Annotated in this window: 11 protein-coding genes, 1 pseudogene and 1 riboswitch; of the genes and pseudogenes, 2 read left to right on the top strand and 10 right to left on the bottom strand. The window is 73.0% G+C overall.

Going from position 1 to position 13435, the window contains the following annotated elements:
- Positions 1-47: 47 nt before the first annotated feature.
- The 5 genes from J2X59_RS01190 to J2X59_RS01170 all read right to left on the bottom strand — a co-directional run bounded on the left by J2X59_RS01190 (position 48) and on the right by J2X59_RS01170 (position 6160).
- Positions 48-662, bottom strand: coding sequence for a superoxide dismutase (locus J2X59_RS01190; protein ID WP_065960721.1), 615 nt, complete (start codon positions 660-662; stop codon positions 48-50).
- Between the two features lie 44 nt (positions 663-706).
- Positions 707-1216 (bottom strand): flavin reductase family protein, encoded by a 510-nt coding sequence (locus J2X59_RS01185; RefSeq protein WP_326495425.1) that lies wholly within the window; start codon positions 1214-1216, stop codon positions 707-709.
- A gap of 131 nt (positions 1217-1347) precedes the next feature.
- Positions 1348-2871 carry an MFS transporter gene (locus tag J2X59_RS01180; protein WP_066658484.1) on the bottom strand — a complete coding sequence of 508 codons (1524 nt, stop codon included), beginning with the start codon at positions 2869-2871 and terminating at the stop codon, positions 1348-1350.
- Positions 2872-3095: 224 nt separating this feature from the next.
- Complete coding sequence (locus J2X59_RS01175) at positions 3096-4118, bottom strand: LacI family DNA-binding transcriptional regulator (RefSeq protein WP_326495424.1); 1023 nt, start codon at positions 4116-4118, stop codon at positions 3096-3098.
- Positions 4097-6160 carry an aldo/keto reductase gene (locus tag J2X59_RS01170; protein WP_326495423.1) on the bottom strand — a complete coding sequence of 688 codons (2064 nt, stop codon included), beginning with the start codon at positions 6158-6160 and terminating at the stop codon, positions 4097-4099. The genes J2X59_RS01175 and J2X59_RS01170 overlap by 22 nt, the downstream gene beginning before the upstream one ends.
- A 136-nt stretch (positions 6161-6296) precedes the next feature.
- Here J2X59_RS01170 and J2X59_RS01165 point away from each other — a divergent pair, with 136 nt between their 5' ends.
- Positions 6297-6851, top strand: coding sequence for a TetR/AcrR family transcriptional regulator (locus J2X59_RS01165; RefSeq protein WP_066655324.1), 555 nt, complete (start codon positions 6297-6299; stop codon positions 6849-6851).
- A 91-nt stretch (positions 6852-6942) separates the two neighbouring features.
- Positions 6943-7113, top strand: a complete 171-nt coding sequence (locus tag J2X59_RS01160; RefSeq protein WP_153257430.1) for a hypothetical protein — start codon at positions 6943-6945, stop codon at positions 7111-7113.
- Between the two features lie 279 nt (positions 7114-7392).
- Here J2X59_RS01160 and ribH read toward each other — a convergent pair whose 3' ends face one another.
- The 5 genes and pseudogenes from ribH to J2X59_RS01135 form a co-directional block, all read right to left on the bottom strand.
- A complete protein-coding gene (gene ribH, locus J2X59_RS01155) occupies positions 7393-7872 on the bottom strand; it encodes a 6,7-dimethyl-8-ribityllumazine synthase (protein ID WP_066655326.1) in 480 nt (159 codons plus the stop codon).
- A gap of 20 nt (positions 7873-7892) precedes the next feature.
- Positions 7893-8531, bottom strand: a pseudogene (ribB, locus tag J2X59_RS01150) (3,4-dihydroxy-2-butanone-4-phosphate synthase); the annotation flags it as partial.
- A 29-nt stretch (positions 8532-8560) separates the two neighbouring features.
- Positions 8561-9202: a riboflavin synthase gene (locus J2X59_RS01145; protein WP_326495421.1), complete on the bottom strand. Its 642-nt coding sequence runs from the start codon at positions 9200-9202 to the stop codon at positions 8561-8563.
- A 96-nt stretch (positions 9203-9298) separates the two neighbouring features.
- Positions 9299-9432: riboswitch (FMN riboswitch) on the bottom strand.
- A 182-nt stretch (positions 9433-9614) separates the two neighbouring features.
- Positions 9615-12059, bottom strand: a complete 2445-nt coding sequence (locus J2X59_RS01140; RefSeq protein WP_326495420.1) for a bifunctional lysylphosphatidylglycerol flippase/synthetase MprF — start codon at positions 12057-12059, stop codon at positions 9615-9617.
- The gene (locus J2X59_RS01135; protein ID WP_326495419.1) at positions 12056-13384 is read right to left on the bottom strand and encodes an alpha/beta hydrolase; all 1329 of its coding nucleotides are present in this window, start codon (positions 13382-13384) and stop codon (positions 12056-12058) included. The genes J2X59_RS01140 and J2X59_RS01135 overlap by 4 nt, the downstream gene beginning before the upstream one ends.
- Between the last annotated feature and the right edge of the window lie 51 nt (positions 13385-13435).

Here is a 13435-nt window from a genome sequence, read left to right as displayed (position 1 = left end):
CCGCGCCTCCCGTCCGTCAGCCGGTCAGCACGTGACCGGCAGCCGCGTCACAGGGTGACGAACGACTGCGACTTGGCGTTCGCGAAGCGGGCCGCGACGTTCTCCCAGTCGACGATGTTCCACACGGCCTTGACGTAGTCGGCCTTGACGTTGAGGTAGTCGAGGTAGAAGGCGTGCTCCCACATGTCGAGCATGAAGATCGGCACGACGCCCAGCGGCACGTTGGCCTGCTGGTCGAAGAGCTGGAAGGTCACGAGCTTCTGACCGACCTGGTCCCACGCGAGCACCGACCAGCCGGAGCCCTGGATGCCGTTGGCGACGGCGGCGAACTGCGCCTGGAACTGCTCGAACGAGCCGAAGAACTCGTCGATGGCGGCGGCGAGCTCGCCCTCCGGGACCTTCGTGTCGGGGCCGAGGTTGGTCCAGAAGATCGAGTGGTTGACGTGGCCGCCGAGGTGGAACGCGAGGTCCTTCTCGAGCTTGTTGATCGCACCGAAGTTGCCGGACTCGCGCGCCTCGCCGAGCTGCTGCAGCGCGGTGTTCGCACCGGTCACGTAGGCCTGGTGGTGCTTGTCGTGGTGCAGCTGCATGATCTTGCCGCTGATGTGCGGCTCGAGGGCGGCGTAGTCGTACGGCAGCTCGGGCAGGGTGTACTCGGCCATTCGAGGTCCTTTCGATCTGGGGTTGGTGGAGCGGGCTCCGCGGCTCAGGAGAGCCGGGAACGTTCGGAGAGGGAGTGGAACTCCCGGTTGTGGTAGACGAGCGGCTCACCGTGCGCCTGACCCACCACGATGTCGAGCACCTCGGCGACGACGACGGTGGACGAGCCGATCTCGGTCGTCGATCGCGGTCGGCACCGCAGCGCCGTCGCGGCGGCGGGCAGGTACCGGTCCCCGGTCGGCAGCGTGCCCCACATCGGGTCGCCCGCTGCGGGGCTGCCGGTCGCGGCGAACCGCTTGGCGAGGCCCACGCTGAGCGAGTCCACGAGGTGCACGACGAAGACGTCCGCGCCGAGCACGACGCCGGCCGAGCCGGACTTGGTCGACAGCGAGAAGACGAGCACGGGTGGGTCGACCGCGACGCTCGCGACGCTGGAGGCGGTCAGGCCCGTGGGACCGTCCGGCCCCTCGGCGGTGATGACCGCGACACCGGCGGGGTGTCCGCGGAAGGCGGCCTTGTACGCGTCGGCGGTCGTGGCCGGGGCTTCGTCGGGCATGGCAGTCGTGGTGTTCCTCCGGGTGGGATCGGCCGCGGCTGCGCGGCCACCTCCCAACGTAGGACCTCGACCGGGGTTCCGGTCAACGATTCCCAGCTTCGTCCGATCCCGGGCGCGCCGGACGACCCGGCTCAGTCGCGCTTGAGCATGACCACGGAGGCCGCCGCGGCGACGAGCATGAGCACCGCCGCCACGGCGCCGGTGATCGTCACACCGGAGTCGAACGCCGCACGAGCGCTCTCGAGCAGCGCCTGACCGGCCGAGCCTCCGAGGTCGGCGGCGGCCGACACGGCACCGCCGAGGGTCTCCTGCGCCGCCGTCCGCGCCGAGCCGGCGAGGGCGTCCGGCACCACCACGTGCGACCGGTACGCGGTCGCGAGGATCGTCCCGAGCACCGCCGTGCCGAGCACCGCGCCGATCTCGTACGCGGTCTCGGACACGGCCGACGCGGCACCGGCCTTGTCCGCGGGGGCCGTCGAGATGATGAGGTCGTTCGTGACGGTCTCGGACGCCCCGATGCCGATGCCGAGCAGCACGAAGGCGAACGCCAGCGCGACGATCGACGCGTGGTGTCCGAGGACCGACACCATCGCGTACGCGGCGGCCGAGAACGTCAGGGAGACGGCCACGACCCAGCGGGGTGCCACCCGCGCGACGATCGGCACGACGACGAGTCCGGCGACGATGGTGAGCACCGAACCGGGCACGAGCACCAGACCGGACGCGAAGGGGTCGAGCCCGGCGACGAGCTGCAGGTGCTGCGCGATGAAGAACAGGAAGCCGGTGAGCGAGAACATCGCGGCCATGTTCATGAGCACGCTGCCCGTGAACGCGGTGCTGCGGAACAACCGCAGGTCGAGCATGGGCGCGCGGGAGCGGAGCTGGCGGCGGACGAAGGCGATCCCGCAGAGCACGCCGACGGCGAGCAGCGCGATCGCGAACCCGCGCTCCTCGGGGTGCACGACCGACTTGATCGCCCAGGCGGTGGGGGCGAGGGCGCCGAGCGACAGGAGCATGCTCGGGACGTCGACGGGGCCGGGCTGCGGGTCGCGCGACTCCGGCACGGTGAACGGCACCGCGACGAGCATGACGACGAGGATCGGCACCGCGACGAGGAACACCGCACCCCAGTGGAAGTGCGCGAGCAGGACGCCGCCGACGAGCGGACCGAGTGCGTTGCCGGCCGCGAACATCGTCGACCAGACGGCGAGCGCCATCCGCCGTTCCCCGGCGTCGACGAAGACGTTGCGGATGATGGAGAGCGTCGCCGGCATGAGCATCGCACCGAAGACCCCCATGACGGCGCGGGCTGCGACGAGCATCCAGGCCTCGGTCGCGAAGGCCGCCGCGACGGACAGCAGTGCGAAGCCGGTCGCGCCGATCACGAGGATCCGGCGTCGCCCGATGCGGTCGCCGATGCTGCCCATCACGACGAGCAGGCCGGCGAGCACGAGGGGGTAGGCGTCGACGATCCAGAGCTGGGTCGTCGCGCTCGGGTCGAGGGCGCGCGCGATGGTCGGCAGCGCGAAGCTCAGCACGGTGTTGTCGACGGAGATGAGCAGCACCGGCAGCATCAGGACGGCGAGCGCCGCGAACCGTCGGGCGCGGCTGCCGGTGACGGCGGTGGCGACGGGGCTGGTGAGCAGAGTGGACACGGTGACTCCCTGGGGAACGAGCCGGACCAGGTCGACGGCGGACACTTTCGGTGGGGCAGACGAGACGGGACGCGGAAGTGGTCACGCGCCCCGTCAGGACTCCATGAGTGTACCGTCTGGACGGTTGTGGTTGCAAGTGCAACCAACGGGCGGACGGGAGGCCCGTAACCGGACCGCCACGAGCCTCCCGTCCGCCTTCCGCGCTCGCCGGCGGCCGTGGGCACTCAGGCGGACTCGCGCACCAGCAACCGGTGGCGGACGGTGCGCTGCACCGCCGCGCCGGAGCGCGGCAGGTCACCGGCGAGCATGCCGATGGCGAGGTCGAGGGCCTCGCGCGCGACCGCGTCGAGGTCGACCGCGAGCGTCGTGAGGGTCGGCGCGACGAGCGTGCCGATCGCGAGACCGTCGACCCCGACCACCCGCACGTCGCCCGGCACGTCCACCCCGGCCCGGCGGCAGGCACCCAGGACCCCGAGCGCCATGAGGTCGTTGAAGGCCAGCACCGCGTCGACGCGACGGAAGCGCTCGAGCGCCCTGGTCGTCATCGCCGCGCCCAGCTCCGAGGTCGGCGCGTCGGCGATCGCGATCTCGGGCAGGTACCCACGGCGCCGGAGGGCGTCGAGCATGAGCCGACCGCGACCGCTCGGACGGCCGGTGTCCGACGCATCGACGATCACCGGGTGCCGGACCCCCGTGTGCACGAGGTGGTCGGCGAGGTCCTCGACCGCCTCGGCGGGGTCGATGCGGACGGCACCGCGGAGGACCTCGCCGGCGGGGTCGAGCTCCACCACGGGGACGGAGCCCAGGCGCTCGATGAGCTCGGGCGCCCGGGCACCGAGGTAGCCGAGCACCACGTCCGTCTGGACCCCGAGCGCCTGGACCGCGCGGTCCGAGTCGCCCGCGAGCCCCGCGTCGGCCAGCATGACGTCCCACCCACGACCCGCCGCGAGCCGGAGCACCGCCGCCGCGAGCTCCGGCGAGTACGGGTTCCGCAGGTCGTCGACGACGAGACCGAGCTGCCGGTCGCCACCCGTGACGAGCCCACGGCCGAAGCGCGACGGGCGGTAGTCGAGCGCCGCAGCCGCCGCGAGCACGCGCTCCTTCGTCGCCGGGCTGATGCCGTACAGGCCGTTCACCGCGCGGGTGACCGTCTGGCGCGAGACCCCGGCCGCGGCCGCGACGTCGTGGATCGTGGCGCGCGCCGGGGTCCGGCCGACGGTGCGGCTCAGGCGCGCAGGTCCAGCCACGCGACCTGCTCCGCGCTGAGCTCGACCGACAGCCCCGTCATCGATGAGCGGGCCTCGGCGATCGTGCGCGGCCCGAACAGCGGGAACGTCGGGAACGGCTGGTGCAGCACGTACGCCAGGGCGATCGCCGTCGCCGGCACGCCGTACTGCTCGCCGAGCTCACGGGCGCGACGGAGCCGCTCGAAGTTGTCGTTCGAGTAGTAGCAGCGCACCAGTTCGGCGTCGCTCGTGTCGTCCGGGGCGGCGCGGCCGGTGAAGAACCCGCGGGCCTGCGACGACCACGGCAGCAGCGGCACCTGGCGCTCCTCGAGCCAGCGCTTCGACGCCGGGTCCGTGGCGTGCTCGCAGCCGTCCCACGGCACGTCGTACGCCTCGGCCAGGCCGAAGTGGTTGCTGAGGACCTCGAAGCCGTGCTTCCCGTTCGCCGCCGCGTAGGCGTTCGCCTCGTCGAAGCGTGCCGGCGTCCAGTTCGATCCGCCGAAGACGCGGATCCGGCCTGCGCGACGGTGCTCGTCGAGGACGTCGACGAACTCCCCCACCGGCACGTCCGGGTTGTCGCGGTGCATCATGTAGATGTCCGCGTGGTCGGTGCCCTGGCGCTCCAGGCTCTCCAGCAGCTGCCGGGTCAACGACTCCGGGTCGCAGTACGGCGTGTGCGCACCCTTCGTGATGACCACGACGTCGTCGCGGATCCCGCGGTTCTGGATCCACTGGCCGAGCCGACCCTCGAGCACCCCGCCGCCGTAGACGTAGCCGGTGTCGAAGACGTTGCCGCCCTGCTCGACGAACATGTCGAAGATCGCGCTCGCGTGGGCGAGGTCGGGCTGGTTGTCGACACCCATCACCAGGCGGGACATGCGCTTGCCGACGCCGGGGACCTCGCCGTAGCGCATCGGGGCGTCGTCGCGGACGCGCAGCGGACGGCCGCTCACCGTCGGGACGTCGGCGGTCTCGGCCTCGAACGGGTAGCGCAGGCCGATCGCGGCGCGCCAGCGGTCGAGCGTGCGGGCGGTGGCGAGGCTCTCGTCCAGGGTCATCTGCGCCGCCTCGACCGCGCCCGACGCCAGCGCCGCCGTGGTCGCGTCGGCCTCGAGCGCGTAGGGCTGCGCACCGGCGAAGGACAGCGTGCGGGGCTCCTCGTCGACCGTGTGGACGGTGATCGTCGGGTCGGCGGAGAGCGTCCACGGGTCGGTCAGCACGATGCGGCCGCGCGAGCCGTGCACCGTGACGGCGTTCTCGTCCTGCACGCGGACGCCGGTGCGGACGCTGGCGGTGGTGCCGTCGCGGTAGGTCAGGTGCGCGACCGTCCACTCGTCGACGCCGGTCGGCCCGAGGGTGCCGGTGGCGGTCAGCTCGACGGGCTCGGCGACAGCGACGCCCGTGGCGGCCTGCACGACCGCGGCGGCCATGGTCACCGGGTACCCGCCGACGTCGAGGATCCCGCCGCCGGCCGTGGCGACGTCGAACAGCCGACCGGTGCGCTCCTCGCTGCGGAACGCGAAGGACGCGTCGACGTGCACGACGTCACCCACGACGCCCTCGCGCACGAGGTCGAGCAGTGCGGCGGTCTGCGGGTGGAAGCGGTACATGTACGCCTCGACCAGCGGCAGTCCGGCCTGGCGGGCGGCGTCGGCCAGGGCCATCGCCGTGCCGTGGTTCGGGGCGAGGGGCTTCTCGCAGAGCACGGCCTTGCCGGCGTCGAGGGCGCGGAGCACCAGGTCGGCGTGGCCGGTGTGCACGGTCGAGACGTACACCGCGTCCACGGCGGTGTCGGCGAGCACGGCGTCGTACTCCCCCGTTCGGACGTCGGTGAAGCCGTGGTCGGCCGCCTCGTCCGCGAACGCCTGCGCCCGGTCGGTCGAGGAGCTGCCGGCGGCTACGAGGGTACCGGTGCTCGCAGGCAGCTGGGAGAGGAAGCGGCGGGCGATGCCACCCGGACCGAGGACGGCCCAGTCCGCTCTGGTCGGGGCCGGGGTCGCCGAGCCGTCCGTCCCGGGGCCGTCGGCGGGCGTGCTGGAGGGGGTCGCGGTCTGCGCTGACATGCGGATCCTGTTCGTGTCGTGAACCTTCACGGTCACGGCGACGCTAGCCGCGCAGATGCTGCGGGACAACCCGTTCGTGAACGTTCACGGAACCCGGCGGTCGTCACGGTCCGGACGGTTCCCTAGACTCGTCCGCATGGCAAGTGCCCGAGACCGTGTCCTGGACAGCTTCGTCGCCATCGTGTGCGAGGAGGGCGAGCGTCCGGCGACCCTCGACGCCGTCGCCGCGCGGGCCGGTGTCTCGAAGGGCGGGCTGCTCTACCACTTCGGGTCGAAGGCAGCGCTGGTCGAGGGGCTGTGCGAGCGCCTGTCCGACCTGTCCGCCATCGACGTCGACCGCATGCGCGACGCCGAGGACGGCGCGGCGCGGTACTTCGTGCGCAACTGCCTCTTCGTGGGCAGCGAGCTCGACCTCGCCCTGCTCGCGGCCAGCCGGCTGCAGCAGGCCGGGTACGAGGAGGCCGGGCGCACCCTCGACGAGACCGAGAACGCGTGGCTGGAGACCCTGGTCGATGCGCTCGGGGACGTCCCCACGGCGCAGGCGGTCAAGTTGCTCGGCGACGGGCTCTACCACCAGGCGTCCCTCGGCGCCGCGATCGCGACCGACGTCCGCCCGAACCGCGGCACCGTCGACATGGACGCCCTGCTCGCGGTCGTCGACCGGCTCATCGCGACCCGGCCCGCAGCCTGACGTCGGCGTCTCCCGGACGTCCGTGAACCGGTCTGCTCCTTCCTGGGGATAGACTGGTCCCGATCCACCCGCTCGAACCGGAGGTACCACCGTGGGCCGCGTCATCGCCGCTTTCTTCTCGATCCTGCTGCTGCTGGTGTCGATGTACCTGTTCGGGTTCGCGTTCCAGGTGCAGTCGGGCCAGGCCTTCGTCTTCATGGGCGGCCTCGTCCTCATGAGCCTCTCGTTCTTCCTGCCGATCCACGTCTTCGGCAAGAAGTAACCACAGCCGTACCGCGACGGCCCCGCACCTCTCCGGAGGGTGCGGGGCCGTCGTCGTCCGTGCGGGCGCCGTGGCGGACGGGCGGTCGGGACGGCGGTCGGACGGGCGGTCGGACGGGCACGAGCACGTCGTGGTTGCAACTGCACCGCACAACGGGAAGCACCTCGCGCCACGCAGTTGCGTGGCGCGAGGTGCTTCCCGTTGTGCGGTGGGCGCGAGGAGGTGACCCTGCTGCCCCGCAGGGCTCGTGCCCGCTCGGCCGCTCCTCAGCGTCGCGGGTCAGGCCATCTGGCGCAGGCTCCGCAGCGAGAGGGCCGTGGCGATCGCGGCGTGCGCGGCCTCGGCGCCCTTGTCCTCCTTCGACCCGGGCAGACCGGCGCGGTCGATGCCCTGCTGCTCGTCGTCCAGCGTCAGCACGCCGAAGCCGACGGGCTTGCCGGTCTGCAGCGCGACGCTCGTCAGGCCGTCCGTCGCCGCACTCGACACGTACTCGAAGTGCGGGGTGCCCCCGCGGATGATCACCCCGAGGGCGACGACCGCGTCGAACCCGCTCTCGAGCGCCGCCTTCGCGACGACCGGCAGCTCGAAGCTCCCCGGCACCGGGACGACCTGTGCGGTGGCGCCGAGGCGCTGCACCTCCCGCTGGGCTCCTGCGAGGAGGCCCCCGGCGATCGTCTCGTGCCACTGCCCGGTCACGATCGCCACCCGGACGCCCGTCCCGTCGACGTGGTCGCGCTCAGCCGCTCCTGCTCCGCTCATCGTGTCGTTCCCTCCTGGGGTGCGGACTCCGCCGCCGCCCGGTCTGCCGCCTCGAGCCACTCGACGAGTGCGGCGATGGTGATGACGGGCACGCCCTCGCGCGCCCCGAGTTCGACGAGGCCCGGCAGACGCATCATCTCGCCGTCCTCGCCGACGATCTCGCAGATCGCCGCCGCGGGCCGGAGCCCGGCTGCGGTGACCAGTTCGATCGCAGCTTCGGTGTGCCCGGCACGCTCGCGGACGCCCCCGGGCCGTGCCCGCAGGGGGACGACGTGTCCGGGCCGGTGCAGATCGTCGCGCACAGAGGCCTGGTCGGCGAGCACCCGGAGCGTGCGCGCCCGGTCGTGAGCGCTGATGCCCGTCGTGACGCCCACGGCCGCGTCGACCGTCACGGTGTAGGCCGTGCCGCGGACGTCCTCGTTGTGCGCGACCATCGGGGGCAGGTCGAGTGCGTCGGCGATCTCGGCGCTCACCGGTGCGCAGATGAACCCGGACGAGTGGGCGACCGTCCACGCGACCCACTCGGGCGTCGCGAGCTCGGCGGACAGGATGACGTCGCCCTCGTTCTCGCGGTGCTCGTCGTCGGCGACGATGACGGGACGGCCCGCGGCGATCGCGGCAACCGCGTCCTCGATGCGCGACAGCGCCGGGCCGGTCACCTGCGCGGCGTCCGGGGTCCCGACGGCGGTCACCGTGCCTCCAGGACGGGCGCCGTCGCGGCGTCGAGCCGCAGCATGCGGCGGACGTGTCGCGCGAGGACGTCGGTCTCGATGTTGACCCGGTCGCCGGGCACGCGGGTACCGAGCGTCGTGGCCTCGAGTGTCTCCGGGATGAGGCTGACCTCGAACCAGGCATCGGTCGGCGGGACGTCCTCGGCGGAGACGGCGCTGACCGTGAGCGAGACGCCGTCGATCGCGACCGACCCCTTGTCGACGACGAGCGGGCTGAGGTCGGGGGTGAGCGAGAACCGGACGCGCCGCCAGCCGTCACCGTCGGCGGTCTCGAGCACCGTGGCGGTGCCGTCGACGTGCCCCTGCACGATGTGGCCGCCCAGTCGGTCGCCGACCGAGGCCGCTCGCTCCAGGTTCAGTCGATCACCCACATCGAGCGCGCCGTGCGCGCTCATGTCGAGCGTCTGCTTCATGACGAAGGCGGTGAAGGTCTCGTCCGTCTGCTCGACCACGGTCAGGCAGACGCCGCTCGTGGCGATGGAGTCGCCGTGCCGCGCGTCGGCGACGACCTTCGGGCCGCGGACGGTGAGCGCGACGGAGTCGCCGTGCTGCTCGACGGCGGTGACGGTGCCGAGTTCCTCGATGATGCCGGTGAACACTGGTGTCCTCTCAACGGGACTCCGGGGGTGCTCGACGATCGTCGGCATGGACGGACGGGTCGTGGAACCCCGGGTACGAGGGCACGTCCTGCCCGCCAGCGCTTCCTCCCGTCCGGACTCTCACCGTCGGTCCCGGAGTTCCGCCGGGTCAACATCGGCGGGGTTCGCACCCTGCGTCAGCTCGTGGACTGTCACCACCGGTTCGGAATTGCACCGACCCCGGAGCGCTTGCGTGACTGAAATGATACCCCACACACCGGGCGCCCGCCCGGGGCCGTTGCCCCGTGTGACGTGGAGACGCCTGCCGGGCACGGGACGGACGGGAGGCGCGGGGCGGCGCCGCCACGGGCCTCCCGTCCGTCCCGTGGTGCGTGCGGGACGCCGGCGTCGGTCCGGCACGGCCGGACCGTTCTCAGCTCCGCCCGCGGACCAGCGCCACCGCCTGCCGCAGGGACAGGTCCGGCAGGTAGGCCCGCACGACGGCGACACCGATCGCCGGGAGCGCCACCGGGTCCGGGTAGGCGAGCACCAGCGGGTGCAGCTCCGGCCCGAACTTCGCCTTGAAGCGCAGCAGCGAGCGGAACCCGTAGACCGGTTCGAGCACGCCGCCCACCAGGTCGAGCAGGTCCTGCACGCCCTCGCCCGCGGGGGCACCCTCCGCGGACTGCGCGAGCGGTGCGGCGGACAGGCTGAGCCGCTCGACGCCGTCCTCGCGCATCCGCTGCGCCGCACTCGCGACGAGGAACTCCATCACCCCGTTCGGGGCCGCGCCCGTGCGCCGCATCACGTCGAGCGTCCACCCCACGACCCTGCCGGCTCGGTGGCTCGGCAGCCAGCTCGTGACGGCGAGGACGGTGCCCTCGGGGTCGAGCGCGACGAGCGTGCGCACCGCCGGGTCACGCATCTCGTCGACGCCGCCGAGCGTGAAGCCCATCTCGGGCAGCTCGCGCTCCGAGACCCACTCCTCGGAGATCGCCTCGATCTGCCGGACCGTCGCCGGGGGCAGGTCCTGCCACGAGGACCACAGGGCGGTGATGCCCTCGCGGTCCGCCTTGTTCACGGCGGTGCGGACGTCCTGCTTCTTCTTGCCGCTCGTGGTCCACGTGCGGGGGTCGAGGTCGGCGTCCTCCGCGACCGGCAGCGTCTCCCACCCCTGCGCGGTGAGGGTCCCGGCGGCCTCGGTCCCGATGCCGTAGAAGACGGCGGTCCAGCCGTTGTCGTCGCACCACCGCGCGAACGCGACCATCGCCGCGTCGCGGGCGTCCGGCCACCCGAAGGGACCGCCGACCGTCACCGCGACCCGGCCGTTGCGGCGGAACGCGACACCGGCGCGGCCGTCCTCGCTGAACCAGTACGCGTTGCCCTGCCAGGTGGTCATCCACCCGAAGGTGTCGCCGCCGGCGGCCTCGAGCAGCGTGCGGGCGCGGAGTCGGCTCTCGCGGAGTCCGTCGACGTCGGCGTCCGGCTCGACAGCGCCCGTGGGACGGACGGCGGCACCGGCCACGACCAGCCAGAGCACCGGGCCAGCGGCGCCGAGCACGAAGCGCAGCGCCGGGTCGAGGGACGCCAGCCGGTCCCAGAACACCACGGGCGACAGCGGTCCGAGCGCCGCGACGACGAGCCGCAGCGGGTCCGCGACCGTCTCCCGCGTGGACGCCGCGGTGACGAGCACGACGGTCGTCACCACGCCGAGTGCGACGAGGACGACCACGGCGAAGGTCACGACGCGTCGCCGTGCGGGCAGCACCGTGAACGAACGGCGGAGCAGCACGAGCACGAGCGCGGTGGCGAGCGGCACGACGACGGAGGCGGTCACCGAGACGGTGACCACGAACCGGTTCTCGGCCCCGTGCAGCTCCGCTGCCCCGGCGGGCAGGAGCCCGTAGGTCACGGCGGCCGCGACGGCGAGCACGACGTCGACGACCACGGCGAGCCAGACCGCGAAGCGACTCCCCCGGAACAGCCCGAGGCCGGCGACGAGGAGCACGAGGAGCGGTGCGACCGCGAGCACGAGCGTCCATGGGTCGGTGGCCCGGTACGCCAGCAGCCCCCGCAGGCACTCGCCCGACGCGCTGCCCGCGTGGCAGCCGTGGACGTGAGTGACCGGCCCGGTGCCGACGACGGCCGCGAGCGGGGCCAGGAGCCCGACACGGGCACGGGAGAGGAGCGCGATGACCGGACCCACGGCCGACACGAGGACCACGGTGCCGAGCAGGACCCGGGTCTCGCGGTGCGAGCTCCGGGTCCAGCCGATCCGGGCGGGGCCTCGGCGGAGCAGGTCGCCGAGCAGCCACCCGGCCGCCGCCGCGAGCGATGCATAGAGGTCCGAGGCGTGTCCGGCGTACAGCAGCAGCGCGGCGACGACGGCGACGACGTTGACCCGGATCCGTCGGCGCCACAGCGGGCCGGCGAACGCGCTCGCGGTGACGATCGTCCCGACGATGGCCGTCCACGGGTCGAAGCTCGTCGCGCGTCCGAGCAGCAGCGCGCCGGCCGCGCGGCCGTCCTGGTCGACGAGGGCGGTGAGGGCGCCGAGCCCCGTGCCGACGACGGTGGTCACGACGAACGCGAGGGCCGTCCGCCTGCTGCCCATCAGTCGCTCCGACGCCCCGACGAGCGCCACGACACCGGCGAGGGTGAGGACGAGCGCCAGCGCCCCGGTGGTGACGGCGAAGACCCGGAAGGGTCCGAAGTGCACGGTGTCCAGGGAGCCGGTGTGCCCGACGACGCGGACGACGAGGCCCGCGATCGAGGTGAGGAGCACGAGGACGACGACGACCGCCGTGACCGGGTGCCGCCGGGTCGACCTGACGATCCGCGACCCGAGGGCGGCCGCTCCTGACGTGGTCCTGCTCACAGCGCACCGTCCTCCTGCGGGAGACCGAGGTGTGCCAGGACGACCGGCAGTCCGTGGGCCAGCACGTACCGCACGGTGTTCCAGTCGTGCGCCGAACCGGGCGACACGATGACCTGCGTCTGCATGCCCGCACGGACCGCTGCGGCGTGCAGGGTCTCGGTCGACGCCCGGTAGGGGGCGTCGTCCTGACCGTAGCCGAAGACGGTGAGGTGGTCGTGGTACGGCCCGTGCGCCGCCATGATCGCGACGGGCGCCGCGGCACGGTAGGCGGCAGCCGAACCACCGAACGCCAGCGCGGTGCTCCGCTGCGCGTCACCGGTCACCGGGGCGAGCTCGCTCGAGATCGCCAGGGCGGCACCGAAGACGTCGGGGTGCTCGGTGGAGAACTGCATCGTGCACGTCGCGCCCTGCGAGAACCCGAGGATGCCCCAGGCTCCTGCTCCGCTGGCGACCGGCAGGTGCCGCTCGATCCAGTGCACCGTGTCCGTCATGACGTAGGTGGCGCTCCTGCCGAGGCGCCGCGAGTCCACGCACATCGGGTTCCGGTTCGGCGCCGCGAGCTGGTCCGGCGACACGACGATCGGGGCGAGGCCGTGGTGCGCGGCTGCGTAGCGGTCGAGGAAGCTGCCGAGGTCGCCGGTCTGGAACATGTCGGCCGGTTGCCCGGGCTGCCCGGAGAGCGCGACGAGGACGGGCAGCCGCGGCGGGTGGGCCACCTGTGCGGCCGGCGGGAGCCAGACCACTGCCTTGCGCGCCCGGAAGTGCGACACCGTCCCCGGGATCGTCACGCTGATGGTCTCGCCCTTCGACGGCATGCCCGCCGGCGCGTGCCAGTCCGCCGCGTCGACCTCGAGGTGCGACCCCGGGTCCGACAGCGGCGGCAGGTCCCGGCTCCGGTAGGGGTTGGTCGCGACGGCCTGCTCGATGTTCTTGTAGAACCCGAAGTCCACGTTGACGCCGAGGCCCGCCGACAGCACGAGCGCACCGGCAGCGGCGACGGCGAGGACCCGTGCGAGCCACCCGCCCTGCACCGCCACGACGAGCAGGAGCGCCACACCCGCGAACGCGAACGCCACCCACATCCGGGTGACCGGGGTGAACTGCACGCCGAAGTCGTCCTGCACGTCGCCGGTCCACCACACGGCGACGAGGCCGATCGCCGCTCCGACCGCCGCTCCCCCGACCCGGACCGCGGCACGACGCAGCCGGTGCCGCTCGTGCACCGGACCGACCAGGACCCACCCGGCGAGGAGGGCTGCGAGGACGTACACCGGGACGAGCAGGCGGCTGCCGGTGATCGGGACGCGGAGGAGTTCGTGGAGCACGGGTTCATCGTGGCCCCGCACCGCTGCCGCACAGCCTCGGAAGCGCTTCCA

This window comes from Curtobacterium sp. 260, from assembly GCF_030803485.1.
Taxonomy (GTDB): Bacteria; Actinomycetota; Actinomycetes; order Actinomycetales; family Microbacteriaceae; genus Curtobacterium.
The sequence above is the reverse complement of the archived record's forward strand: the minus strand, read 5'-3'. Positions and strand labels throughout refer to the sequence as shown.